Annotated in this window: 20 protein-coding genes; 8 read left to right on the top strand and 12 right to left on the bottom strand. The window is 59.0% G+C overall.

The genetic code is table 11. The features are described from left to right. Positions 1-3: 3 nt before the first annotated feature. The 4 genes from Har1129_RS18425 to Har1129_RS18410 form a co-directional block, all read right to left on the bottom strand. A complete protein-coding gene (locus tag Har1129_RS18425) occupies positions 4-597 on the bottom strand; it encodes a cyclodeaminase/cyclohydrolase family protein (protein WP_151102292.1) in 594 nt (197 codons plus the stop codon). Positions 598-997: 400 nt separating this feature from the next. Further along, a complete protein-coding gene (folE, locus tag Har1129_RS18420) occupies positions 998-1,630 on the bottom strand; it encodes a GTP cyclohydrolase I (RefSeq protein ID WP_151102291.1) in 633 nt (210 codons plus the stop codon). Between the two features lie 472 nt (positions 1,631-2,102). Next, the gene (locus Har1129_RS18415; RefSeq protein WP_191906205.1) at positions 2,103-3,410 is read right to left on the bottom strand and encodes a hypothetical protein; all 1,308 of its coding nucleotides are present in this window, start codon (positions 3,408-3,410) and stop codon (positions 2,103-2,105) included. After that, positions 3,407-3,919: a hypothetical protein gene (locus Har1129_RS18410; RefSeq protein WP_151102290.1), complete on the bottom strand. Its 513-nt coding sequence runs from the start codon at positions 3,917-3,919 to the stop codon at positions 3,407-3,409. Before Har1129_RS18410 ends, Har1129_RS18415 begins: the two co-directional genes overlap by 4 nt. Positions 3,920-4,396: 477 nt before the next feature. Here Har1129_RS18410 and rdfA point away from each other — a divergent pair, with 477 nt between their 5' ends. Further along, positions 4,397-4,993: a rod-determining factor RdfA gene (gene rdfA, locus Har1129_RS18405; RefSeq protein ID WP_151102289.1), complete on the top strand. Its 597-nt coding sequence runs from the start codon at positions 4,397-4,399 to the stop codon at positions 4,991-4,993. A 41-nt stretch (positions 4,994-5,034) separates the two neighbouring features. On the opposite strand, the gene Har1129_RS18400 is transcribed toward rdfA, so the two are convergent. Beyond that, positions 5,035-6,993, bottom strand: coding sequence for an archaea-specific SMC-related protein (locus Har1129_RS18400; protein WP_151102288.1), 1,959 nt, complete (start codon positions 6,991-6,993; stop codon positions 5,035-5,037). A gap of 244 nt (positions 6,994-7,237) precedes the next feature. Between Har1129_RS18400 and Har1129_RS18395 the strand changes: the two genes are divergently transcribed. The 5 genes from Har1129_RS18395 to Har1129_RS18375 are packed head-to-tail and all read left to right on the top strand — an operon-like array spanning position 7,238 to position 11,261. Then, positions 7,238-8,377 (top strand): PTS fructose transporter subunit IIC, encoded by a 1,140-nt coding sequence (locus Har1129_RS18395; RefSeq protein WP_151102287.1) that lies wholly within the window; start codon positions 7,238-7,240, stop codon positions 8,375-8,377. A 14-nt stretch (positions 8,378-8,391) separates the two neighbouring features. After that, the gene (locus tag Har1129_RS18390; RefSeq protein ID WP_151102286.1) at positions 8,392-8,868 is read left to right on the top strand and encodes a PTS sugar transporter subunit IIA; all 477 of its coding nucleotides are present in this window, start codon (positions 8,392-8,394) and stop codon (positions 8,866-8,868) included. Next, positions 8,865-9,152 (top strand): HPr family phosphocarrier protein, encoded by a 288-nt coding sequence (locus Har1129_RS18385; protein WP_151102285.1) that lies wholly within the window; start codon positions 8,865-8,867, stop codon positions 9,150-9,152. The genes Har1129_RS18390 and Har1129_RS18385 overlap by 4 nt, the downstream gene beginning before the upstream one ends. Further along, positions 9,145-10,830, top strand: coding sequence for a phosphoenolpyruvate--protein phosphotransferase (gene ptsP / locus Har1129_RS18380; protein WP_151102284.1), 1,686 nt, complete (start codon positions 9,145-9,147; stop codon positions 10,828-10,830). Before Har1129_RS18385 ends, ptsP begins: the two co-directional genes overlap by 8 nt. After that, positions 10,827-11,261, top strand: a complete 435-nt coding sequence (locus Har1129_RS18375) for a PTS fructose transporter subunit IIB (protein WP_151102283.1) — start codon at positions 10,827-10,829, stop codon at positions 11,259-11,261. The genes ptsP and Har1129_RS18375 overlap by 4 nt, the downstream gene beginning before the upstream one ends. Before the next feature lie 160 nt (positions 11,262-11,421). On the opposite strand, the gene Har1129_RS18370 is transcribed toward Har1129_RS18375, so the two are convergent. Together Har1129_RS18370 and Har1129_RS18365 are read right to left on the bottom strand one after the other, a co-directional pair. Beyond that, the gene (locus tag Har1129_RS18370; RefSeq protein ID WP_151102282.1) at positions 11,422-13,302 is read right to left on the bottom strand and encodes a heparinase II/III family protein; all 1,881 of its coding nucleotides are present in this window, start codon (positions 13,300-13,302) and stop codon (positions 11,422-11,424) included. Next, positions 13,295-14,545 (bottom strand): glycosyltransferase family 4 protein, encoded by a 1,251-nt coding sequence (locus Har1129_RS18365; RefSeq protein ID WP_151102281.1) that lies wholly within the window; start codon positions 14,543-14,545, stop codon positions 13,295-13,297. The genes Har1129_RS18370 and Har1129_RS18365 overlap by 8 nt, the downstream gene beginning before the upstream one ends. A gap of 1,148 nt (positions 14,546-15,693) precedes the next feature. Between Har1129_RS18365 and Har1129_RS18355 the strand changes: the two genes are divergently transcribed. Then, entirely contained in the window at positions 15,694-17,229 is a 1,536-nt protein-coding gene (locus tag Har1129_RS18355) for a chitin-binding protein (protein WP_151102279.1), read from the top strand. A 191-nt stretch (positions 17,230-17,420) separates the two neighbouring features. Here the strand turns inward: Har1129_RS18355 and Har1129_RS18350 are convergent, their stop codons facing one another. The 4 genes from Har1129_RS18350 to Har1129_RS18340 form a co-directional block, all read right to left on the bottom strand. Beyond that, on the bottom strand, positions 17,421-19,226 hold the full coding sequence (locus Har1129_RS18350; protein WP_151102278.1) for a hypothetical protein: 1,806 nt from the start codon (positions 19,224-19,226) through the stop codon (positions 17,421-17,423). Between the two features lie 270 nt (positions 19,227-19,496). Continuing rightward, a complete protein-coding gene (locus Har1129_RS18345; protein ID WP_151102277.1) occupies positions 19,497-22,364 on the bottom strand; it encodes an Ig-like domain-containing protein in 2,868 nt (955 codons plus the stop codon). After that, positions 22,361-22,498, bottom strand: coding sequence for a hypothetical protein (locus tag Har1129_RS20775; RefSeq protein ID WP_191906206.1), 138 nt, complete (start codon positions 22,496-22,498; stop codon positions 22,361-22,363). Before Har1129_RS20775 ends, Har1129_RS18345 begins: the two co-directional genes overlap by 4 nt. Positions 22,499-22,803: 305 nt before the next feature. After that, a complete protein-coding gene (locus Har1129_RS18340; RefSeq protein WP_151102276.1) occupies positions 22,804-23,796 on the bottom strand; it encodes a hypothetical protein in 993 nt (330 codons plus the stop codon). 220 nt (positions 23,797-24,016) lie between these two features. On the opposite strand from Har1129_RS18340, the gene Har1129_RS18335 reads away from it, so the two are divergent. Beyond that, complete coding sequence (locus Har1129_RS18335; protein WP_151102275.1) at positions 24,017-25,234, top strand: glycosyltransferase family 4 protein; 1,218 nt, start codon at positions 24,017-24,019, stop codon at positions 25,232-25,234. Here the strand turns inward: Har1129_RS18335 and Har1129_RS18330 are convergent. Beyond that, positions 25,231-26,457, bottom strand: a complete 1,227-nt coding sequence (locus Har1129_RS18330) for a glycosyltransferase (RefSeq protein ID WP_151102274.1) — start codon at positions 26,455-26,457, stop codon at positions 25,231-25,233. The genes Har1129_RS18335 and Har1129_RS18330 overlap by 4 nt on opposite strands. Between the last annotated feature and the right edge of the window lie 106 nt (positions 26,458-26,563).

The raw sequence follows: 26,563 nt of genomic DNA, 5'->3' as shown, positions 1-26,563 counted from the left end.
CGCTCACTGCTCAGCGTTTACCACCGCCTCCTCGAGCGCCGCTTCGCCGGCCGCTTCTGCCTCGTCTACCCGCTGTTTCATCGCTGCCGCGAACGAGTCGTGGTTTATCATGTCGAGATTGGCACGAACAGTTGCGGCAGACGCCTGTAGTGCTGCTGCCGCGATCAGCGCGCCGACGACCGCATCCGGGACAGCGACCGGCGTCCCCTTCGCAGTCACTGTACAGGCGTGTTTGACGACGCCGAGGCAGACCTCAGCCGTCTCCAGTGGGACCTCCGTCGAGCGTTTCGAGGCCGCCTGAATCCGGTCGTCGTCCCCGTGTTCGAATGCAGCCCCGACGGCGTCGACTGCGGCCGCGTCCTCGTCAGCGAGGGTAAGCAGCTGTTCCCGACAGTCGGCCAGAGCGTCACCGACTTCCCGTAGCTCATCAGCCGCTGGCTCGGACCCGTTCGGGCCGACTGTGTGGATGCAGACCATCTCACAGAGCGCCGCGCCCATCGCGCCGCCGATGGCTGCGACCGCACCCCCACTCGGCGTCACCTGTCCTGACGCGACAGCAGCAAGGAACTCGTCGATTGACTGGTCCGCGAACGTCATCTGCTGGACACAGCAGTTGCCGGCAGCAGTGGTTGAGTAGCCATACTTCGATTGTCTCGACGTGCTCGCCTAATTGTTTCCCCGGCAGTATTCGGCTCCGATATCTGGCCGCCCATCATAGACCCGTTCGTGGGCTGTGCCCGGAGCTCAGACGGCGTTTCTGGACGCCCTCGTTACGCCCGGTCGGGTCCCGACGGAGCAGTTCAACGCCTGCGAGACTGAGCTCCCGGGGCCTACGGACCTGCCTGATTAGATGTAAGTGAATCACGTAGTATAACATATCTACTGTGATGAGTTTCGCGCTGTCCACTGGCGAAGAACGGTCATGTGACAACAAGCCACTGCGACGACTGGATCACTCGGTTCGTAACCCCTGTCTGCGGGATGCAATCGCGGGCACTCAGTGACCGTTTGGCCCGGCGGCGTGCCGTCGAATCGACTCCCTGAACTGCGTGCGGTCCGCTTCGTCGATGGTTCCGACGTGCTCGCGGGTTGTCGTTTCAGTCTCCGTCTCGATGCCCCGCATTACTTCACACATATGCGTTGCGGTCACCTCGACGACGACTCCGTGTGCATCAAGTTCATCGGCCAGACCGACTGCGATATTCCGGGTGAGTGTCTCCTGTGTCGTCAACTGGCGTGACTGCCACCGAACGTACCGGATGAGCTTTGACAGTCCCACCATCTCTTCTCCGGGCCGATACGCCACATGGGCAACGCCTTCAAAGGGGAGCATATGATGTTCGCACATACTCTGAAGCGGGATTCCGGTCTTGACGATGAGACCATCCGTCTCCGCGTCGAAGGTACGCATGGCCGGTTTCGATTCGGACCGAGCGCCTTCCGTCAGCGTCTCGAACATGTCCGGGACACGTCGGCTCCACGTCTCGGATAGTCCTGCCGAATTGGGATCACGGCCAGCGGCTTCAAGCAGGAGGCGAGCGCCACGTCGCGCCTTCTCTTCGTCGAAGCCGTCTGTCGGTTGGGTCGCAGTATCGTGCTGGTGTGCAGGCTCCTGTTCCCGAGAATCCATTACAGCCTAACAGGAGGACTCGACGTACAAAGCCTCTGTCCCCACCGCGTCGGTAATCAGATACCAGTGGTGATATCCTGATTTCCACCACATTCTGTCAATAGGTACTCATTTTGTGCAGTGCAGCCGCTGATTACAATGCAGGGGCAGGTCAGGGCTGGTGTGTGCACCCAACGGGACTGCTCGGTCACCAGTGTGCTGATATCACTCACAATACGGGGGCTGTAGGGTACTTCAGCACCGATTCCGAGGAGATGGCCCAGCTGAAGGGTCGCGGCGAAGCCGTTCAAGATGCTCGCGGTCGATAGGGATGGCGAGAATAACAATCGTACCAACATTAGCCCGCAGGACCTGTCAGATGTAAGTCACTATTGCAAAGAAGGAGCCGCATAACAGTACTGACGGCGCTTCACGAGCCAGCACTCCGGTTCCGTGGCACGACCGTCGTTCGAAGGTTGTTCGCGCTTCCGTTTCAATCGGACTGCAGCGCCTGAACGGTCTGTTGGGTCGCTGCCGATGCCGAACGGGCGAGCGCTGTCGCGTGCCAGTAGTCCGCAACGCTTCTATCGAGCGTGGATGCCGCGATCTCGCCCCGGTGATGCGTCAACTGACGGTCAGCGGCCATGACCTTGTGGCCGGCGTCGACGAGAGCCGTCCGAACCAGTTCCGACTGCGAACTCGATTCGAGGGCCGCGGTGAGTGCATCGTACGCAGTCTGCCTAATGTCGCGAACGGCTGTCCCATCTGATGGCCGAGCGAGTTCGTCCGCCTCTCGGCGTGCCTGCATACGGTCGAGCGCTCGGAACCGGGCGAGTCGGCTATTCGCGTCGACAACAGCGCGCGCCGGTCCGATGGCATCCGCGAGACGGCTAACACCGCTCTCGGCCTCCCAGCGGAGATCGTCCACAACCATCTGCCCCGGCGAACGGTCGGCAGCGGCCGTCTCCGGTGGCAGGTCCGCCTGTCTGTCGCGGATGTCCGAAAGCAGTGCTTCCGCCGCGGTGGTCAGTTTTGACCTGACTGTCCCGGCATCGGCTGGGAGTGAGGAAGCGAACTGCGCCCGTATATGGCGAGCGTCGCTGAGATACGCCTGTGCCGACTCGGCCGTCTCACCCCATTCGGCGACAGACAGCAGCGCTGACTCCTCCCTTGGCGTGACATCCGTGTCGGTGGCCCGCGCAAGTCCCGCTTCAATGCGGGCGTGGACCAGCGCCGCGCGCACCGGGTCAGCCCCGACGTATTCGTGCTCCTGCCGGGTTTCGCGGGCTGCAGACACAGTCTGGTCGTATTCATCCCGGAGCGGAGCAGCGGTACGGCCACTCTTGGCAACACCCCACCCCGCAGCAGCGTAGCGGGCGTTTTCGCGAGCCCAACGCAACGACCGGAGTGCCATCAGCTCGGTTCGGGCCGTCCGCGCATCGTCGAGGCCGTCTGAGGCGTCACTGGCGGCCCCTGTCAGGTGCTGGCGGATGTGGCCGTTCGGAATCTCCGCTGGACCGAGCGGCGTAGGAAGCGTCGCCAGAAGCGAGCGAACCCGCTCCCGCGCGGCGTCGAAATGGCCCGTTGCGATGTCGACCGGGACCGAGGGGGGTACCGGGGATTCTCGCTCTTCGTCGCGCGGGATATCGGGCAGATTGTAGGCATCGATAGTTGCCTCGTCTCCCCCACCCATACTGTCGATACTACTACAGCCAGCGATAGCGCTGGCCCCAGCTAGGGCGAGCACACCACGGCGAGTCATCCGAGCGGATTCCCCGGTCTCAGACAGCTCGTCGGTCATGCCTGCTCACCACTGGTCCCGGTGTGGCGGTCAGTACTCGGTGCTGAGTCGCCCCCGCTTCCCCCCTCGACACCGACTCGCTGTCTCTCGCAGCTGTTGCCTCCAATAGAAGAGGAGTAACTGGAGATGTCGTCGGCCTTTACTGTGTCGGGAATCCGGATGAACCAAACCGCATACACCTTATTGCCCGCTGCGCAGGGTTCGTCGTAGGGTCGGCTCACCCGACCGTAGTCGGTCGAGATGTTGTCCGTCGTCCAGCTGATCTGGCAGAGCGTTAGTCGGAAACACTCCTCGATCATCACGTTCTGGAGGTAGACGGTTTCCGTGTCGAAGTCAGTCTCGTCGAGAAAGGTTCTGATTGGCGACCAGTCCACGTCTTCGGCGACAGTGACCCGGTCAGCCTTGGCTGCTGTATCGATAATATCTGACTCCAGTCGACGGGAGTGTGTGCTTTCAGTCGGCCGACTGTCACCATCAGCAAGCCAGACAGGCTGACGATCGGCCTCCACGCGTGTAACAACTGCCTCCGGGTCAGATACCGATCCAACTCCGGAGGTACCCGAACCACTGTTTTCGGAAGCAGTGCGTGTTGAGTCGTTGCTGCCCTCGAACATTCCGCTACAGCCGGCTAGCATTGTCGCCAGCCCGCCTGCGCTGTGGAGGAGGGTACGTCGGGTTGAGGGGACCATCGTGTAATTTCCCGCTTGTAATGTCAGGTATAAAATTCTCGTGGTTGCCCAGAGCGCACCAGATTACTCGAAGTAGCTTCAGAAACGACTGCTTCCTACGGCCAATATTCATACACGCACGAATAGAGATGTTATGACACCATATCTGGCTTTGCTAGTCTATATTCTGCATATCTGGCTGAGGATATGCTTTCGAGAGAGTCATGGCCCAATCAATAGATGTATCTGCGGAATGGTGGCGAGAGACGGAGAGATTGCAACAAAACGGCTAAACCGGACCGACGCGTTCTGGTGACAATGGGGTCAGCGCAGTCGAAAGTCGCACAGTTGCTCGAAACGTATGGACTGACGTCGATGGGTACGGAACTGGAGCACGCGTGGCTCGGGAAGAACGGGGAACGACAGAGCCTCCGTGACCTCGCTGATCGGTTCAACCAAGCTCTGCTTGTGGCTGCAATCCGCAATTCGAGCATGGATGTAATCGACGGCGAACCGGCGAATTTCTATCGACTCCTGACCCATGACGATGTCAGTGCCGGCAAACGGATCGAAGCGCGGAACCGGCTCGAACGGGCTGGCATCGACGTCGATACGCTGGAAAACCAGTTTGTCACGTATCAGGCGATTCGCTACTACCTGACAGAGGTTCGTGGGGTGAGCTACGAACCAGAATCCGAAACTGAACAGATCAAGCAGGAACGCGGAACTATCGACCGACTTCGCAGTCGCGTCGAGACAATTGTCCGGGATACAGTCGACCGGCTGAACACCGCAGACAAACTCACTATCGGCGAGTATCGAGTGTTCGTGCACATCGATATTCGCTGTCAGGACTGCGGGACGCGCTACAGCATCAGTGACCTCCTCGACCGTGGTGGCTGTGACTGTGAGTGAACGCTCAGTCGCTCCGGTCTCTGGGGAGAGCCACAACGAGGTCAGATATCAGTAATTCGGTTGTAGCTCTCCGGGAGCGCCTGCGCATCCTCGGGGAGCAACGCAACGACGAGATGTGAGGGGTACTCCGCGAAGTATTCGACGAGTGAGGCGATGCGTTCCGAGTCGATAGCTTCGAGCGAGTCAAGCAGCATGAACGGTACCTCTTCGTGTACGTCGTGGACGAGGTAGCCGGCGAGTGCGAACACGAGCCCGGTCACTTCGCGCTCACTCTCGCTCAGATGGCCGACTGTATCCTCGTAGACCGTTCCACCGTCGGTACTCCTGACCACGTGGAGGGTGAACGTCGACCCTGTGACGCTGTCGTCGCTGTTATGGACCGGGTCTTTGGGTGTGTCAGTCCGTTCGATCCAGATCCGTTCAATGTTGCCATAGCCCAAAATGTCGAGGAGGTCGTCCATCCTCTCGTTGAACTGGTCGGTCGCCTCGGCTTCGAGACGGTCGATACGCGACCGGAGGTCGATCAGTTCGTCAACCACGTCTTCCCGCTGGGTGGCCAGTTCGTCGTTCCGACGGATCGCCGACTCGATGTCGGCGATCTCTTCGCTTACCTCGTCTCGTTCAGATTCGAGCCGGTCCAGTTCCAGTTCCAGTTCGTTCGCTTTTGTATGGAGGTCAAGCACCTCGTCGAACTCTTCGGTCCGGAGCGCCGTGACTCGTTCCTCAAGCTCCTCGACGTGGGTGGAGAGATTGTCTCGTCGCTCGCGCAGGTCGCTGACAGTCGACTGGCGGCGCTCGATCTCAGCGTCGACATCCTCAATCGTTGCTGTGAGTTCCTGCGCTCGCGTGCGTGTCTCCTCAATATCGTCACGTTGGTCCGTCAGTTCGTCGAGTTTGTCTTCGATATCGTTGATCTCCGTGACCGTCTCCTGAAGATGGTCACGCATGCTCTGGAGCGTCGATTCGATACGCGCCGGCTTCACTCGCGAGCCACAGGTCCAGCAGGTCGTCTTTGACCCCTTATAGAGCTGCTCCGTGATGTCACCAACGCTCTCGGGTTTTGCATCGATAGCATCGGTTATCTCCCGGTGCTCGCCGGATAGCAGCTCTTCGTTGAACCCGATGACGTTCTGCAGTCGGGTGGTGTACTCTGAGAGCTCCCGCTTGCGCTCTCGGAGCCGTTCGATGTCCGATTCGAGCGCTTCGAGTCGTTCGTCCGGCGATTCCGGGAGACCAGATCGTTCGACTGCGAGGCGACCCCGTTCGTCGCGCAACGCCGAAATACTCTCTTGCTCTGACTGAATATCATCGCGAACGCGTTTCAGTTCGGACCGAGTCGCTTGGAGTTCATCGAGGGCGGTTTCGAGTTCGTCCCTGTTTTTTTGGGTCGTCCGGAAATCTACATCCCGCTCGTCGATCCGTTCCTCCACGCGCTGGAGTTCGTCTCTGGTCTCAGCGATCTCGTCGCGCAGAGCTGCCTGTTGCTGTTCGAGATCAGGGAGGTCGCGCTTGAGTGACGCGATACGGTCGAGTTCCTCGTCGATCTCTTCCTTGCGCTGTTCGGCTGTCCGTATCTGTCGGTGGATAGACGCCACATCGACGGGCCGCATAATGATCTCTCGAAGGTCCTCACCCCGCTCGACGGCTCGTCTGGCTTCGTTGTCTTCGAGCAGGAACGCAAACAGGTCCGCAACAGTCGAGTCGGAAAGCAGGCCGAGACCCGACCCAGCAACCCCGTCGGCGGTTCTGGTCAGTGTTCGGGTGTACGTCTCCGCCCCCAGTGAGAGTTCGACGTGCCCTTGGTCGGCGTCACCTTTGACGCTCGCCCACTCGCTCCCGTGAGCGGCCATCACCGCCTGAAGAAACGATGTCCGATTAGTCGCGTTTCGGCCTCGGAGCACTGTCACCCCTGCTGGGACCTCAACTGTCGTCTCGTCGATCCCCCCGATCTTCTCGACGGTGACAGTCGCCACCTCCCCGGATACCGAGAATGAATCCATATTCCGGTGTGGGCGAGTGACGGGCATAAGTACTATGACGCGCACGGCACCGCCCATTCGGATTTTCATCCCAATAGGTGCCGGCGGATAACAAGCATATGTCTGTTATTCCATCGAATCTGTGGACCTAGTTCCATGCAGAAACAATCGCCCAAATCCAGATAGCAAACAATTCCAATAAATAACACACTCAAACGTGTACCTTTATATCACACAATGGGCGTAGCTGTCGGTGTCGTTGACCATGACAGATCAAAACCGGGCCGAGAGTGCGCTTCGCTCTCACGTAACCTCCGTCAAGGAGGACCTGATGACGGGCGTATCGTTCATGATCCCCTTCGTGACCATCGGCGGCATCTTCCTCGCCGTCGCGTACCTGGTCGGGGATACACAGACAGTGTTCGACAACACCGGCTCAGCAGGCTGGTTCCTCGCACAGGTTGGCACCGCCGGGCTGACGATTATGGTGCCCATCCTCGGTGGCTACATCGCGTACGCCATCGCTGACCGACCGGGACTCGCGCCGGGGTTCCTGCTGGCGTACATCCTCCAGCAGGGCAACGTCGTCGCTGAGGCGGCGACAGTTATCGGCATTTCTGGCGGTGAGGCTGGGGCCGGCTACCTCGGAGCCATCGTCGCTGGCCTACTGGCCGGGTACGTCGCGCGTTTCTTCAAGAACCTCGACGTCCCTGAGTTCATCCAGCCGATGATGCCAGTGTTGCTCATCCCTGTCGCGACAATGGCCGTCCTGACGCCCATCATGCTGTTCGTGCTGGGTGTTCCCGTCGCACTCGCCAACGAGGCCTTGACCTCCTTCCTGCAGTCGATGCAGGGCGGTCAGGCTATCGTCGTCGGCCTCATCCTCGGTGGGATGATGGCCTTTGACATGGGCGGTCCGGTCAATAAGGTCGCCTACGTGTTCGCGACCGGACTCATCACCGAGGGGATATACGCGCCGATGGCCGCGGTGATGATCGGCGGCATGATCCCGCCGATCGGCCTCGCACTTTCGAATTTCATCGCCCCGCACAAGTACGCGGCCGAGATGTACGAGAACGGAAAAAGCGGTATCTTGCTCGGCCTGTCGTTCATCACTGAGGGTGCGATTCCGTACGGGGCCGCGGACCCGCTCCGTGTCATCCCGGCTATCGTCGCCGGCAGCGCCGTCGGCGGTGCGACCTCGATGGCTCTTGGTGTCACGATGCCCGCCCCTCACGGCGGTATCTTCGTTGTCCTGCTGTCGAACCGGCCACTCGCGTTCCTCGGCAGTATCCTGCTGGGATCGCTCGTGACGGCCGTCATCGCGACGGTTATCAAACCGGACTTCGAGGACCGTGTCGACACCGGGGCAGAGACGAGCAGCGCGCAACCGACGAACGACTAACTAAACTGACGACAATGACAGACGCAATCTCAGCGGACGACATCGACGAGCTGATTCCGGCGAACCACATCTCGCTGTCCGAGCCGCCCGCACAAAAGGAAGCGTGCATCGAATATCTGCTTGACCTGCTGGTCGAAGGCGACAGGGTCGAGAACCGAGAGCAAGCACTCGAAGCGCTTCTAGAGCGTGAATCGGAGACCACAACGGGAGTCGGTATGGGTATCGGTATCCCACACGCGAAAACTGACGCTGTGAGCCGCCCGTCGCTTGCCTTCGCTCGCTCCGAGAAAGGCGTGGACTTCGGCTCCATGGACGGTGAGCCAGCAACGCTCATCTTCATGATTCTCGTCCCGGAATCCGGCGGCGAGGAGCACCTCAGCATCCTCAGCTCCCTCTCTCGTGCCCTGATGCACGACGACGTCCGGGACCGACTCCACGAGGCGGCGGACGAAGCGACCGTACAGGATGCACTCCGGGAGGCTATCGCATGACGGTCGAGCGCACTGTAACGATTGTCCCGGAAGCGGGTCTGCACGCCCGGCCGGCGTCGGCGTTCGTTCAGGCCGTCAACGACCACGAGGCCGATGTTTCGGCCGGTCGTCCGGATGGAGACCTCGTTCAGGCGGCGAGTATGATTGCTGTCACCAGCCTCGGCGTCGGACAGGGCGACGACATCAAACTGGTCGCCGACGGTTCCGATGCAGAGGCCGTGCTCGATGAGCTGGAACGGATACTGACGACACCGGAGGACGAATTGGACACCGACGATGGCTGAACACACGCTTCATGGAACCGGCGCGACGCCGCGCGCAGGTGTCGGCTCGGTCGTCTGGTACGGCCGAGACATCACGCTCCCAGAGCCGGACGACGTGGACATCGATCCTGAGACGGAGGTCGAGCGGTTTGCCGACGCCGTCGATACCGCCCGTGCCGAACTGGAGTCTGAACGCGAGGCGACCGCCGAACGCGTCGGGGAAGACGAGGCTGCCGTATTCGATGCCCATATCCAGTTCCTCGAAGACCCGACCATCGAGGACGCCGTCGAGACGATGATCGGCGATGGGCTCCCCGCACCGAACGCCGTCGACGCCGCGTTCGGCGAACACATCGAGCAGTTCGAGGGGATGGACGGCCGAATGTCCGAACGCGCGGACGACCTTCGTGACGTGCGTGACCGCCTCCTCCGTCTATTGACCGACGGTGAGCGGGTCGACCTTGGTGACCTGCCCGAGGGAACCGTCGTTCTCGCCGAGCGGTTGACTCCGAGCGACACGGCGCAACTCGACCCCGAACGCGTCGCCGGCTTCGCCACGGTCACTGGTGGCCGGACATCTCACGCGGCGATTTTCGCCCGTTCGCTGGCGCTACCAGCCGTCGTCGGTGTCGGCGAAGATCTAGAAACCGTCGAGGGCGGCGATGAAGTCGTGGTCGACGGCGACAACGGAACGGTGCTGGTCGGTCCTGCCGATGCCGAGTGGGCGGCTGCAGCGTCCGATTCGGGGGCAGCCATCGTCGACGAGTCCGTCGAGACCACTGACGGACGGCACGTCGAGGTCGCAGCGAACGTTGGTCGGCCGGCGGAACTGGACCCCGCTGCGGAGCGGGGGGCCGACGGCGTCGGCCTCTACCGGACCGAGTTCCTCTTTCTCAACCGGGAGACGCCGCCGTCGGAAGACGAACAGTACGAGGCCGTTCGCGAAGCCCTCGATACGTTCCCGGACGGCCGCGTCGTCGTCCGGACGCTGGATATCGGGGGCGACAAGCGCATCCCCTATCTCGACCTGCCCGAGGAGGAAAACCCCTTCCTCGGGGAGCGAGGAATCCGGCGCTCGCTCGACCCCGATTCGGACCTGTTCGCCACACAGCTCCGTGCGCTCCTGCGCGCTGGTGCGGACGGGGCTGGCGACCTCGCTATCATGTTCCCGCTGGTCGCCACGGTCGAGGAACTCGACGCCGCGCTCGACGCGCTAGACGCAGCGGCGGCCGCTCTCGAAAGTCGTGAAGCCGAGGCCGCAGATCCCGAAGTCGGTGTCATGATAGAGACGCCAAGCGCCGTCTTCATGGCCGACGAACTCGCCGCACGCATCGATTTCCTCTCTATCGGGACGAACGACCTCACCCAGTACGTCATGGCCGCTGACCGCGAGAACGAACGCGTCGGCGACCTGCACGACCCGACGCATCCGGGCGTCCTCCGTGCGATCCACCGGACGGTCACGGCGGCCCACGCGGAAGACACTTGGGTCGGGATGTGCGGTGAGATGGCCGGCGACCCCGAGCTGACGAACCTGCTCGTTGGGCTCGGCTTGGACGAACTCAGCATGAGTGCCGTGACGATCCCCGAAGTCAAGACAGCCATCAGCGAAACCGAGTACAGCTCTGCGAGCGAGCGCGCGGACCGCGCCCGACTCGCCGCAACACGTAGCGAAGTCCACACCACCATAGACACATGAAACTCGTCGCAGTCACGTCCTGCCCGACTGGGATCGCACACAGTCAGATGGCAGCCGAGAACCTCGAACAGACAGCCGAAGAACTAGGACACGACATCAAAGTGGAAGTCCAAGGCGCGATGGGGGCGGAGAACGAACTCTCCGCGGCGGACATCGAAGCCGCTGACGCCGCCATCATCGCCTCGGATACGTCAGTTAGTCAGGACCGGTTCAGCGGTGTCCCGCTGCTCAAAGGAACCGTCAAAGACGCCGTTAACGACGCCGAAGGGATGATCGCCGACGCTATTGAGGCGGCCGACGGCGACGCGCCGGACACTGAGGGTGAATCCGGTGGGAACGACACTACGGATTCCGGGTCCGACCAGCAGCGCCGCCGCGGCGGTGACCGTTCGAAGAGCCTCCTTGCCCGGCTGAAGCGCCTGTTCAGCTGAGCTCCGATCAGTTTCTCCACGGGTTTCTCGTCTAGCCGCTTTCACCGTCTACGGCACTGAACAGGCGGTGACCGGTCCGGGCCGATGCCGAATTGAACGCGACCGGAGTCGCCGAAGTGGCTGTCTCAGGTCGGTAGCGATTTCGGCTAGCTAGTGATTGTTACCTGTCATCGTTTGGGTGGCCGGACAGTCCCTTTCCTCTGGTCGCCGGGACGAGAAGGTACCCGAAGGCCGTCGTTCCCGGTTCGGGGTCCGCCTGCAGTTCCACTGTCTGCCGCTCTTTGGCGATGCCGAACTCGGGGAAGTACTCGGTCGTCGTCGTTCGAACGTCACTGACGCCGAGCGGATGGACGTGGAGTAGGGCCGAGTCGTCGTCACTGGCTGCTCGGGACGATGCCCGTACCGTCCCGGATTCATCGACCGTGACGTCGATACCCGGATGGAAATGGAGTCGGGAGACGCTCGGATCGGTCTCCGTGTCGGGTCCTCGGAGTTCGTCCCGGACCAGCCACCAGTCGTCGCTTGCGAGAATCGTCCTGTCGTGCCGGTACGACGCTGGTGCGACGGCGGCTGTCTCGTACCCGCCTCTGAACAGGGCCGGGTCCGCTCCCTGATAATCGACTGTCGGTTCCGTCCGCGCCCCCATCAGGTACTTGCCACCGATTTCGATAGGCTCCGTCTCGCCGACTTGAACGGTGTTGTGTCCGGCGACGCTTCTGGCGTACTGCCGCCGCTCGTTGTTAGCATAATCGTATACTCCGGTGTCGGTGAGTACACGTTGCCCGTCGACCCAGACCAGAACGCTCAGCATGTCGTTGTGGGAGTGCCCGGGCAGATGGGATGGCCCGACCGGGCCACCGTCTACCAGTAGCCGTCCGTGGTCGGTGTCGAGCCAGTAGTACCCTGTCTCGCCGCCCATCGGACTGTGTGACGGGACCGGCCGGTCTTCGGCCGTAAACCCGAGGGCCCCAGCGTATCTTAGGCAGTCCGCAAGGGGGAGTGACTGGCCGAACACGGCGTCGTTGTAGAGCGGAAGCCGCCCGTCCGGTGGAGAGATGTATCTTAGGTACGCCACGGCCTGTTTCGTCATCGCCGTTAGCCAAGTTGGGGCCGTCCGCTCACTGGCCGCCAGTAGCGAGCACGCTGTCACGTACCGCGTCGTTACAATCGAGTGATACATCGGCGACCGCTCGTAGTGTCCGCCATCGGGGAGGAACTGCTTGGCCCCGGTGCGAGCGAGTATCGAGCGCCCTGTGGAAAACCAAGGCTCGTCGGTGCCCGGGAAGAGCAACCCGGCCATGAGCAGTGCGAGCCCGTTCTCGACGAGGTGGTTCCCGCCGACGTCACCCTCCACGTGGTTCGCGAGGAAGAGCGAATTCCGATATATTTCTCCGGCGAGCGCTTCGGTGAGTCCCTCCGGGACGCCTTCTTGCGAGCCGCCGGTTCGCCACGCCAGATACCGCGCGAGCGTCTGAATCCGGAGCGACACTGCCCACGGCGTCCACGCGGTTCGAAGGTAGCCGGGTCGGCCGATGTCGACGCTGTCGGTCCAGTCCCGTACCCACTGGTCGAATACCTCGACGACCGCGTCGGGTGCCGCCTGTGGGTCCTCGAACCCCAGTACCGCCCACCGGAGCGGTTCAAACGCGTACAGTTTCAGTGACCAGAGCAGCGGATAGCCGTCAGCCCGATGGTCGTACCAGTCCGGGCGGGCCGGCGAATCGAGCTGGACCGTCCTATTGAGAAACGTCAGTTCGCCGTCGGCCGCAAGACGGCTCCGCCGCTGGAACGACCGGACAGTCGACTCGGAGAGTGCCGCCCGGAGCACGTCGAGGTCCGCTTCGACCGGACCGGTTGCAACCGAGAGGTGCTCGGGGACCGCTTCGTCGTACCGCCCGTCGAAGTCGACCGGGAGTCGAGCGAACACAGCGTTACGCGCGGTTCGTTCGGCCATCCCGAGAACTTGGGCCGGCTCCAACTGTGTAAGCGTGTGCCCGTACAGCCTAGCTGCTGCCGGGAGCGCCCGAATCGGCTCAGTCATCGTTGGGGCTCGGGGTTGTGTGTGGCACCTGTTGTTCGCTCGCTGTCACTTCCCTGAGTTCTTCACCGAGTCGGGCCGCGATAGCCTGTCGGTCGTATTCGTCGACTACGAGCTGGTGTCCGTCCTGACCCATTGTCGTCCGCTGATCGGGGTTTTCGAGGAGGGTATCGATTGCCGCCGCGATACGTTCCGGGTCGGGTTCTGTGTGTCTGCCCGCCGTGGTATCTGTGACAAACCGTTTGATTTCCCCTCTTCCGGTGACCACGACCGGCAGCGAGCACGCCAGATACTCGTAGAGTTTCGTGGGCATCGCGTAATCGAGCTCGGCGCTGTCTTTTATCGGGGCCAGTCCGACAGTCGCGTCGTTGAGAATCTCCGGGACTCGCTCACGGTCGACCAGTCCGACGAACTTCACACTGTCTTCGAGGCCAAGGCGGTCTGTAACCGTTTCGAGTCGGGACACTTCGTCCCCATCGCCGACCAGTCGGAGTTCGGCGTTGTCGCTCGAAACGTGTTGCATCGCCCGGATACATGGTTCGAGTGCCTGCGCACTCCCGATGTTCCCCGTGTACACGATTCGGTCACCCTCGTCGTCAGCCCCAGCTTTCGGTGTGAACCGGTCGGTGTCGACGCCGTTCGGGATGACACGAACCCGATTCCTGAGTTCGCTGCCGTACGTGTCGGCGACGGCATCGCCGAGTGTCTCGGTCGTCACGGTAATGCGATCCGCAGTGTGTAACGCGACCGATTGGAACGCACGTCCGGCTTTCACCAGCAGGCTGTCACCTGAGATGTACCCCAACGCGATTGAGTTCTCGATCCACAGGTCGCGCACGTCGATCACCCACGGTTTCCCGATGGCGACAGCCACAAGTCCGGGCAGGCCGGTGGTAATCGGCGGCGTCGATGTCATGACAACGTCGTACCGACGGAAATTCACCACCAGCCAGAACGCCGCATGGATTGCGAAGAGGAGATAGTACGGGAGTCGCCGGAGCAGAGAAGGGTTTTCTTTCTTTGGCTGCCATGTCCAGAGACGGTGGACGACCACCCCGCCGTCGTGTTCCGTCCGCCTGCGCTTCCACGTCCTCTCGAAGTTTCCTGGCGGGTAACACGGCGACGGTGCGAGGACTGTTACGTCGATATCGTCGTCGAGGTTGACGGCTGTGTCGTGGATTCTTGACGCATTGCCGCCTTTTTCAGGTGGGTATCGCTGAGAGACAATGACGCAGTTAGTCGTCATCGGAGCGAAATATGTGCCGCAACTGTCCCACTTGCAAATAATTCTCGTACGACGGTGACACTGTGTCTGTTGGCCTGTCGCTATTCATTGGACCATTGCACCGTATCCATGAGAAGAATATTAGTATGCGTCTGATACTCCCGTGGCGGTCTACAGTCGAGCAGGTTATGCGATCTCTTGACCCCCATCTGTATTTGATGCCGATGTGTGGCCCCCGTGTGTGATTTTTCTGACCATCAAGATGGTTCGCAATCTAACCCGTCTCAGCTTGGTCTGGATACCCTGAGTTCCCTATTTGTGTCGGCTATTGAATGCTTACTATATCATATTTGATTGTCTTACGTAGCAAGCCTGCATCCAGAAGAGATTATCTGGTGACTATTATATTCATATAAGTAATCGACCACCATCTAATCCGCTGATACAGTGTAAGAACGGCTAATTAGCATATACCTACTGCAAATACATGTATGCTCGATAAGCACAGGCCGGCTGACAGCGATCACAACAAATCTAGCCGTTCAGATACTCTAACTTCAAACGAACGGGGTAAAGCACATCTTAACAGGCGGAGTTTCTTCCAGTTCGGACTGGCAGTGGTAACCGCGGCCGCCGGTGTCGGAAGTCTGGGTGCGAGTATTTCCGGGAAAGAGACCAACACCCATATGACGGATTTCAGCGAGTACGTGTAGCGGGTACTGGTATCTGGTTCGGACTGGCAGTCAGGACTAAGATAGATTAACTCCTCGTTGGGAAGTCGGGGTTCACGAGTGTCGTTGAAACTGAGGGGAAACGTTCGAGAGGAGCGGGAGACTGAATTGTATCTGGAACCGATATTCAAAGCCAATTACAGTTGATGTGCACGGTAAATGCGAACTGTTCTGGCCTAACCTATACCTGAGATCTGAGCTGGTGGAACGGTACGTCCTTGAAATCGGGATGACAGATATTGAGCAATCGGTTTTCCCGCCTGAGGAAGGGTACGACGGGACGAATCCGGGAACTCTGTTCGAGGTTCTCTGTAAGAAGCCTATACTAATGTTCCGAGCATCTCAGTTTGAGACGATAGACATGATTCCCTCCATCCGTCGACGGTACCACGTTATCCGATCTAACACACGGGACAGCACGACCTGTACATCGCTGTCATGACCGCTGGCTCTGGGGTGCTCAGCCGTCGGAAACTTATCGCTCTCGTCGGCAGTATCGTGACCGTTGTTTCGGGCGTCCTCTACGGGTGGCTCCCGGGTATCGACACGGGTGATAGCAACCCTCCCAACGGGACTACCGGCTCGGCAGGAGTGTCAGTCCGGGCAACCGCGACGCCCACAGAATCAACCGAAGAGCCAGACATGCCGCGTAACGCTGAGAGCATCAGCGACTACGGCTCGAAGCCGAACCCGAACGACCATAGTTTGGCTGCGGCGAGGCGGAACCTCGACGCCATCATCAAGGCTGCGGAGGCCGCGGGCAAGGGGGGAACAATATACGTTCCAGAGGGCGAGTACTACTTTGGTAGCGACGATACAGGCTTTAGTCCGTACGTGGCGTTTGGGAAGACCGGACCACCGGGTATCTCTATTGTCGGTGAGGGAGCCAACAAATCCACGCTGGCGATTACCAGACACGCTTCTGCCGAAAACCGGCCGAATCAGAGCGGGTTCATCTGGTACGACGGGTACGACCACGGGTCTGTCGAGATCAGAGACATCAAACTGGACGGTAACTACGAAAACGTCGCTGGGCTCGCCGAGAACGGCGGTGGTTCTTGGGGGCTGCAGATGTCGAAGACCGGGAACTTCCATCTCAAACGAGCATGGATACGAGGATGGCATTTGGCGGGCGTTCGCGGCCGCGCCGTCCTCAGGTCGGTCAAAAACTGCACGTTCCAAGACAACGGTATCGGGCGACACAACGAAACCAATGGGCGATCGACTTCTCATCACATCTCGGTCCGACCGCAAGCGGGCGACGAATTACTCGTCGAGAACAGTTGCTTCCTTGACTGTGCCGGGAACGCGCTCAATATCCGGTTCGGCGACGGGGTCACGAAACTGCACAACTGCTATGTCAGTGGTACAGGATCCGGATTGTGCAAAATGTCCGCCGGGAAAATCATAGAACTGAAGAATATCTACCACAGAGCGAACACTCCTTCGCTTGAACGGAAGGTCGACAAACGAGACATCGGTCCCAACTTCCATGGCCGGTTTTTCATCAACAACCTCGGGAACCGAGGAACAACCCCGACCACCGTGATTATGGAAAACGTACTTTCCAGAGATATGGCCGACTACGCGTTCCAAGCACAGAGTGTGATCGGGGACGGACCAATGAACGTAATCTGGAAAGGGGATGTAATCGAGATCTACAACACCAACCGTGCTCGGGATGATGCGGTCATTCGAGACCACGGCACCGGGCGATTCTCGACTATCGATATTTCCCGACTGTCAATACACAATTCGGCTGCCAAAGTGTTCATGTTGGAGAATTCTCAGGGAACCATAGAGACGTTCAGTTACACCAACACCGGCGGACTCGGGAACGCAGGAGGGGTCTCGATCAATGTGAGCAAACCGGGGCAAGACCGGATCCATCCAACGGTACCCACCATCGAAGAGGTCGGTGTGGGCTCGCTCGTCCCGAATGAGAACACAACTGTGGGCCTCGACAGCAAATAACAGTGGCCCTTCGTCAATTGGCTGATTACGAGTCCACTGCTCTACAGTTGATTACCAACTAGGTTATGCACGCGGGCCGACCGCCGACGCACAGCCCGGGTCAAACGCTCTACAGTAACGAGTGAGCGTGGACTCACTGACTGTACGACGTGATATGATCCGTTTGCGGCGGCTTTCGCTTACTACTACAGTTACGCTCCTTGCGCTCTGGTTCCGTTGGCCAAGTAAATCCTGATATCGCCGTTGTCGTAGGAGCGGTCAACGGTTCTGTCCCGGTTAAACCGTTGGAAGTCCTGCGAGGTGTACTTCCATCTTTCCGGGTAATCCGGGTACGTCTTCTGGTAGAAGATGCGCCCTTTTCTATTGATCATTACGTACTTCTCGGTGTCGTAGTTCTGACCGAAGTATCGGTTGGTAGTGTAATTGAAATGTGGCGGGAGGAACTGTTCCCAGAACGGCAACTCCCCGCTGACGCCGTGCTCTGCGTGGTGGAATCGCCGGTACTCTATATCAAAGTGATAGAGTTCCCTATCCCCGGTCTCGCGTTCGGTCAGCCACTGGCTCCCCTCGACCTCCATCGCCGTGACTTGGTCGTTGGTCATCCCCGACAGAGGTGACGGGTACAGGGTGAGCGTAGACAGCACGACGAGTACCAGTATTGTGACGGTGACGGCCGACTTCGCACCGCGGGCAATCGATTGACTACGCTGCTTGTGCCGACTCCAGAAGATGCGAAATAAGGGGCCAAGCAGGAGCACCGCACCGATCTTGGCCACTTGCCAAGGTCGTTCCTGTGTGACGATCAAGTCGAGAAGGAGGAACAAAAGCCCAACAATTCCGAACACACCCATGACCGCACCCATCACGGTCGTCCGCGTATTCAGTCCGTACCGTTTCCTGACGCTAAGAAGGAGCGCGACCCCGAACAGTCCCCCTCCGAGGAAAAACAGTACCAACTCGGTCCCGAACCGGAACGTAATGAACCAAACAATGTCGATCAGGGCAGGCGTCGCTTCAGTTGCGGTCTGGGCGTACGCTTGGACGGGTGCATCGCTGTTTCCGGTTCCGAACAGGACCCGATAGATGGTGTCGAACCGCAATATGACCCCGGGGAAGTTGGAGTACCAACTCACGATTATTGCAAGCGATAGCCCGAAACTGCTCGTTGGACTCCGATATATTGTCTTTATTTGTGGTACGTACTGCACGACGTAGTACAGCAGGAATATTCCCGTGACGAACACGGCGGTCAGCGGGTGATACAGGAGGAGGCTCAAGAGCGTGAGTACAAGCATCGCTCTGATTGCAGGAGTTGGATGTCGCTGGCTCTTGAAAAACAGATACAGGACGACCGGTATGAGCAGGATGCTGAAGTCGAATGGGCGAAACAGCAGATGGCTGTATCCGAGTATCGGGAGCAAAACGAAGGGGAGGCCCAAGAGGAACCCCTGTCGGGAATCCGTCACCTGAAACAGAAGGTAAATCATCCCACCGAAATACACTGCGGAAAAAAACACCGGTGTCAGCATCGCCAGTGTCATAGCCTCCAGTCCGGTCGCGTCGGCGGTGGCGAACACGAGCAGATGGGCGAGCGGATAGATGTTCGCCCCGGTGGTTCCGGTGTTGACGATGTCCTGTACGTACCCTAGGTGTGTCAGGGGGTCGGCGTCACCGTACATGACGTAGCCCCGTATGAGAGGCATCAGTAGCAACAACGCATCGGTCGCCAACATCAGCAAGGTGCCGAAGACCCACGACCGTTCGTCCGGGTTCCCGATGCTCCCGAATATCAGCAGCGAACCGGCGAACAGCGACCCGATGACACAGCCCCAGAACGGAGCAGGGTACGATTCATAGAGGGATATCTCGTACTCGGTGGCCGGTGGTGTCGTCAGCACGATTGCCGTCGATACCACGAGTAGCAAGACGCCGATGACTGCGATGGCTCCGGAGGATCGCGAGTGAACGAACCCAGCGTGTTCGGAGTTTTCGTTCATAAATTCTCACCCAAAGACACCGCTCAACCACCTATTATTTGTACAGACCGGTCTGGTAACCGTAGAGAGCGCCCCCATCATTCGTACTATATCCGTAGAATAGTCCATATCATTGTTAGGACGCTCCTAACCCGATCACCGTCTGCGTCACCGTCGCTATCGATCCGTCTGGTCGCTCTATTCCACCTCGCAAATACAAGACCGAAAAGCGAGGTCCGCTCGAACCGTGGTCACTTGCTGATGCCGAAATCGACAGACAGGAAGTCGCTTTCAGACGGTCACGGACTTGGTTGCGGAAACTGATTCTCCGTTACTATTGACCACGGTAAGCGCGATGTCGTAGTTGGTCACGCTCACTTGGTCGATGTTGAACATATCGATGTCCGAGGCCGTATTCCCGCTGACGTTCCACTGAACACCCTCGACTGTGGCATTCGAGTCGGCGACATCGATCGTAACCGACTGAAGGTCGCTATCGTTGCTATACACGTCCCACACGACGGTGATGTCAGCTCTGCCGTCGCCTTGTTGTGACTCCGAAACGCTGAACCGACCGATCTGTGGTTTCGAGTTGTCTCCCGACGCGGACGCCTCCTCGGTAGCGGACGTACCGTTCCCCTTGGTGTCCGTCGCAGTCAGTACGATGGTGTACTCGTTTCCGGAGCCACTGTCTCCGCTCGCCGTCAGTTCGGTTGTACCGGTTGCCGAATTACCGGAGATATCGACACTGTTGACGTCTTCCTGCTCGTTGTCGGTTTCGTCATACAGGCCGACGTCGACGGTCGAGAGGTCTCCGTCCGGGTCGCTGACACCCCAGTCGATTGCGAATCCTGCATCCGCGGTGTCGGTCTCGACCTCCGAAACCGAGAGACTGTCGACAGCAGGGCCGGCCCCACCGTTATCAGTGGTGACTGTAATGCTGCTCGAATCAGTATTCCCGACTGAGTCGGTCACTCTGGCGTCAAGCGTATGAGTACCATCCGACAGCGCAGCGGTGTCCCAAGAGTCCTCGTAGTGCCCCGTGTTAGAGTTGTACGACGCAGTCGACCAAGCGTTCCCGTCAACGCGGTACTCCACATCGAGGGAGCCGGCAGCGTCTTCGGCGTCGGTCGCAGCGATTTTCAGGGTGACTGTGCCGTCGACTGTCTCCTCAGAGAGCGGTTGTCGCCACGTTATCTCCGGTCTGGCGTTATCGAGCCTCGCCGGTTCACCGTTTGTACCGACGCTGAAGAAGTCAAACAGTTGTACATCGCCCGACCAAGACCCGATCCCGGTCCATCCAGGGTCAGTGACATCCCTATCGGTTACCTCGATATCCCACGAGTCCGGCTCTGTGGTTCCATAGCTCCAGTTCTTGGCTTTCACGGACGAGCCCTCGATGCGAAGCCGGAGATAGCTCCATTCGTCAAGGGGGTTGGCAGTGGCCGCGGTTTCGGCGAGTGTGGTCTGTGACCCGCCGACATCCTTCTCGACTCGGAGCTTGATGTCGCCATCGTGTCGAACGAACCACGCCGAATAGCCGAGCATGTTTCCGTTGGTGTCGACGCCTCCACGTCCGATTAGGCGGCCCCAACCATCATTGCCGCTGTTTTCCGACCCGACGCGAACCAGCCCGAGAACCTCAGTGTCAGTGTGCTCGCTGACGGCGTCCCAAGACAGTGCGTGTGAGTCAGCCGAACTGGCACTGAATTCGACGTACGCGTTGCCGGTGTTCGAATCGCCAGAAACGACCGACCACTCTGATGGGTCGCCATCCCACCGGGCTGTCCAGTCTGGAAGACTGCTCTGTGACTCTTCCTCGGTTTCGGTCTGGGTCGTCTCTTCTTCGGTGCTGCGCTGACCCTGTGCTCCTACCTCGTCCTCGGCTGGAACGTCTACGTTCAATGGACTTCCGCCCGACAGATGGCTGCCGATATCGATACCTCCCGTGTTTCCGAGGTCATCGACATTGCCCGTCGAAAGCGTGGCAATAGACCCATCCGAGTCCTCAGTTTCGAACACCTTCGCATCGCTGTCGTGAACCGACATTTCGCCCACGTCAACGTTCCGGAACGCCACACCCTGTCGATCGCGGATGACCTCGTCGTCGGTGTACATATTCGAGCCGGCGAATGCGATCCTGTCGCCGACCCAGGTGAGATCCGATGGACCACCCACCGTATCACGAACTTGGAACGCGTAGGACGTGTGGTTCTTCGTCGATATCTGCTCCATATCCAGAGTCACGTTGGCGTCTCCGCGATCACCCAGACTCTGGATGAAGTGGCGTCCGAGGAACCCGTCGTTCGGTTCATCCGGGAGCAGTGATTCCAGTTCCGACGTGTACGCTGTGTGGTTGATGCGGCGCAGCTCAACCGTCTCCCCTGCAGAGAGTTTGAGGAACTGACTACCCGTGCCAGCGGCGTACACATTTCTGATCCGATACGTTCCGTCGTTGTAGCGGATATTTATTGCGCTTCCCGGACAGTTCTTTATTTTACAGTTTTCGATGACGGTGGTGTTGCCTTTCGGCGTCTGTAGCGAGTCAAACGGATGAGTGTTCGAACCGCTGTCCTTGTGATATTCGATCCCGATTTGCTCGAGGGTACAGTATCTCGCCGATGAGAGGAACTGCCGACATCTAATACCTCGTGTATAAGTGTCCGTAATCCGAACATTGTACAGCGAGAACGACAGGGGATCACCGGCAAGCGAGAACCCGTCTGCTCCGCCACTGTGCTGATTCAAATTGCCCAGATTCGGGGCATTTACATCCAGTGTAAACCCGCGGACTTCGACGTCCCCGTGGTCTGCGTCCCCATCGTAGATGAACGCCGTCTGGTTCGAGATGACCGCAGGGTCCATGTGTTCGGTCACTGCAAGTGTGGACGTATCGGGCCCCTCACCGTACACTGAGATACCACGCGGTTGGCTGCCACCCAGTTCGATGAGGCTGTAGACGTCCTCACTGCCGAAGTAGTAGGTTCCTGCCGGAACGAATATCGACCCGTTGGGCCCAGCAGCCTCCATTGCGCTGTGAATCGCGTTTAAAACCTCCCGTGCAGACGAGAGGTCCGGATCGCTGGGATTGTGGTCGCTACCAATTCCGTGACTGGTAATGTCCTCAGCACTGTCGGGCACGTAGTCTGGTCTGGTCATTGGAAACCTCCCTGACGCGACTCGTCGAACGTGTCCATCCCAGTCTTCCGAGCGGCCCACGTTCCGGCGACGGTGGGTGCGTTCTCTTCGAGGATAGCAGCCGAAACCGTGTCTGCCGTTATTTGTTTACACACGGTAAACTGCTTCCTAATTACCGTTATAGTCCCAGTTTCCCCGCCTTTCCGTGACTCTGTCTCGTGCGTTGCAACCTTTCTTCTCGCCCCAGTAGCAGCTTCCTTCGAAAAGTAATTCGGTCTTAACATACTCTACCGAATTCGACCCGAGTACGGTATTATAAATTGTTACTTTATATAGGTATTTGATTGTTCGATGTAGCTTCTTGAAAGCAATATACGTACCAGTTCATCTTCTCTACTGCCGACTAGCCACTGAGAGTGGCTTGCAGTAGGTGCCACTACAGTCGGAGGCGATGAGAACACTATATGTAACCGAGATGCTCCAGTCGGTCCTCTACATCCGCCTTCGAAGGCTTCTCCTGTTCTGTGACGGCTACACGTGGCGTACTCGTTTCTCGATCTGTGGCAGACGTAACGGCCCACGGGACTTTCTTGAGATTGGGATGTGGTATTCCCTCGGGATGTCCGTACTGTTTCATCTCTCCGAATAGCTCGCCGTGATCGGCAGTGATGGCGACCCGCTCCGCGTCGATGTTCTCGAGCAGCCGACGGATCGAACCGAGAACCAGTCGCAGATTATCCAAATAGTTCTCCCAAGCGTCCTGTTTAGATATCTCCCCGCGCTGGATAGCTTCCCACGGATGATCTTCAGCGTCGGATATATCCCGCTGGTCCCTATACGCAGACGCTACATGCGGACGATGGGGCTGATAGTAATGGAGTATCATTCGCTCGTATTCGAGGTCCCGTCCCGCTGAAATCGCCTGATCGGTCACGACGTTCGGCGGAATTGTATCGAAGTGATCCTCATACCGATGGTGCCGAGAGAGCTGTTTCAGGAGCTTGAACTGGCTTTCGTCCACCACACTCCAGTCTGCCCACGTAACCGGCGTGATATACTTTCGGGGCGGCCGTTTGCCTTCTTCGAACGTCGGCTGTGTATGTGGGTTCGTGGAGATGTATGCCGTCTCGGATATCTCGTTGGCATACTCCTCAGTAAAAGTCTTACACAGCCACTCGTGTGAAGAGCTCCCCAAGGACCAGATGCTATCGACCCCGTTGATGAACTCGAACTCGGGCGCGACTTCCCGCAAAGCGTCTACCCGGCAGGCGTCCAACACAATAAGCAAGTCCCACTCCTTTTCGTAGATGTTCGTGCCGAGCGGGTGCTGCGTAGTCAGCGAAAAATAAATGCCGTTGTAACCTCCGCCTAAAAAATACCGGAGCCCTTCCTCGCTCCCGTCGACTTGGCCCCCCGTCAGAGTTCGCAGCCAATCGCGTATATTAGTCTTCACGGCACGGACATTTGGAGTCAATAGTATAGTTATATATCTTCTACTTGGAACCCCCCTGAACGGACCATCCGAACATCAGCTATGCAGTGTCTCGTCTCTCTTCTCTCTCAGAGACGCGTACAAAGGTATCCTCGGCTGGCTAGTTTCGGCGATGTCGGCAGCAAGCAGGACGGTGAGTATCAGATGCATACTTAATGAGCAACCCTGCCAGCTATCGTTCATGTACCGTGCGGTCGTAAGCGCGATGAACCATCCTGACCCGTTCAATCCCTACATGGGGCTGTTCAATTTCCGTTCCATCAGGGCACTGAGTAGGACAGAAACCGAGGTAGACGTCGTCACACCGCGCCCGAGAGCCCCCCCAGCCGGCCCGTACTCAGAGTTCGGCGAGATTCCGAGTCGACACAACTACGACTCCCACGAAGTCCACTATCCCAGATTTCTCTACCTATTGCCGCAACAACTGTTTAAATACACGCTCTCGTCGCGGTCGTTCGCGGACATGCTCCCGGAGTACATCTCGACGCACTTCGAGACCCCGGATATCTGCCACGCCGGCCACATTCATTACGACGGATACGGGTTAGCGTCGTACTGCCGGAGCAACGACGTACCGCTGACGGTAATGGGACGCGGGAAGATTCTGAACAATTTCTACGACCTCTCGCAGATCAGTCGGAGAAAGATCAGGCGAACGCTCGATTACGCGGACGGGGTTTTCTGTGTCAGCGAGTCACTCGCCCGCATCGCAAACGAAATCACTGACACGCCGAAAGCGACTGTACTTCCAAACGGGGCGGATCCATCGCGGTATCCGACGGACAACGAACGGGCGATTCGGCAAGAACTGGGTATCGACCGGGATACCACTGTCGTCATGTTCTGCGGTGGGTACACGGAGCGGAAGGGAATCAACGAGATATGCGAGGCTCTAGACGATATCCGTAGCGACGACGTAGCGTTCGTTTTCGTTGGCCATTACGGTGACCTACGTACGGAGCTTATCGGCGCGCTCAAAGCTAGCAACCACGATAACTATCGGGTCCTCTGGGAAGTCCCTCCCCTAGGACTCCGACGTTGGTTCGCCGCCGCCGACATCTTCATGCTGCCGAGCCACGCTGAGGGTCGACCGAACACGATTTACGAGTCAATGGCCAGCGAGACCGCAGTCGTCGCCTCTGCCGTGTCCGGTATTCCAGAACAGGTTGAGGATGGAGAGACGGGCCTCCTGATTCCGGAGAAAGACCCTGATGCGCTTGTTACCGCCCTGAACAGTCTCATCGATGACCCTGTAAAACGAGAGCAAATGGGCGCAAACGGCAAGACACGGCTGGTGTCGAAAGGATGGACGTGGGAAGCACACGGTCGACGACTCAGAACCCTCCACGAAGCAATCATTGACGGCGGTGAACTTCCGTCGAGTGAAGTCCTGAACTAGTGCACGGTCGCGGCTGACTCGGTTGCAAAGACGTATTCGGTGAGGAACCGCTCGTACTCATCAAACACGGGTTGTGGCGAGAAATCGCCGGCGCGGGACCGTAACCGCTCCGGGTCGGGTGGGGAAGCAAGCGTGTCACAGACTGCATTGGCCAATCCGTCCACGTCACCAACTGGCACCAGTGTTCCGTACTCCCCGTCGGAGAGGATTTCGCGGGGACCGCTCGGACAGTCCGTCGACACGACCGGACAGCCGACCGACAAGCACTCTATCAGCACCGTCGGCAGCCCCTCGTACCGCGAAGAGAGGAGGAAGGTATCGGCCTTGGACATATACCGGTACGGGTTATCGACGTATCCAGGGAGTGAAACCACGTCCGAGAGTCCACGTTGCTCAACTGTTGCCACTACGTCCTCCCGGCACTGCCCCTTGCCTGCGATTATCGCGCGTACGTCTGGGTTCCTGTCGACGACTTGCTCGAACGCACGGACCCATCCGTTTAGGTTCTTTTGGCCTGCATGTCGGCCGACAAACAGGACCACGTCTCGGTCGCTGTTTTCCACCCAGTCGTGGTCAACTGGCTGGCTGGCTCGCTCACGGATGCGCTCAACGTCTACGGGGTTATGGAGAACCGACACGTCACCCCTGTCGACCGGTGTCTGGTTAACGAGGCTGTCGGCGACACCTTCCGAGACACTGATTATTTGATCCGAAGCGGGATAGAGATGTGGAACGACTCGTTCGACGACCCGATCCTTCGGCGTCGATTCGACCCCGTGTCCGAACGCGGAGTGCTGGGTCGGGATCACGGTGGTATCGGTGTCGAGGAGCCTGTTGATAGTGAGACAGACGATACTCGGATGTTCGAGATGGGGGAACAACGCTGCCGGTTTCTCTCTGTGTAAGTATGAAACGAGAGACGGAAGATGTGCGGCCACCCCGACTGCCGGCGTCTTGGACGGTGGCAGTTCAACGACGGAGACCTGTTCAGATAGTTCCGACTGGAGCTCCCCACTCGCGCGTGACAGGAGTAAGTCGATATCGTATCCGCGCTCCGCCAGTCCGTTCACGATTGTGATTGCGACTTGCTCCGCGCCGCCGACGGAGAGGTCCGGTATAAAAAACGCTAGTAGCGGTCGATCGCTACCCGTCGCAACCGAGCTACGTTGTTCCGCCCTCGTCGGGGCGAGACTCTCATCGTCGGAACGCGTCGGCGCATCCATTACCGTCGCAGTGCGGTCCGATAGTCTTTGTTAGTCACTGGATTCGTTCAGTGACAACGCAGATTCTCCTGTTAACTATCATGTGACAGGACCTATCACGGTGATT

Source organism: Haloarcula sp. CBA1129, from assembly GCF_008729015.1.
Classification (GTDB): Archaea; Halobacteriota; Halobacteria; order Halobacteriales; family Haloarculaceae; genus Haloarcula.
The sequence above is the reverse complement of the archived record's forward strand: the minus strand, read 5'-3'. Positions and strand labels throughout refer to the sequence as shown.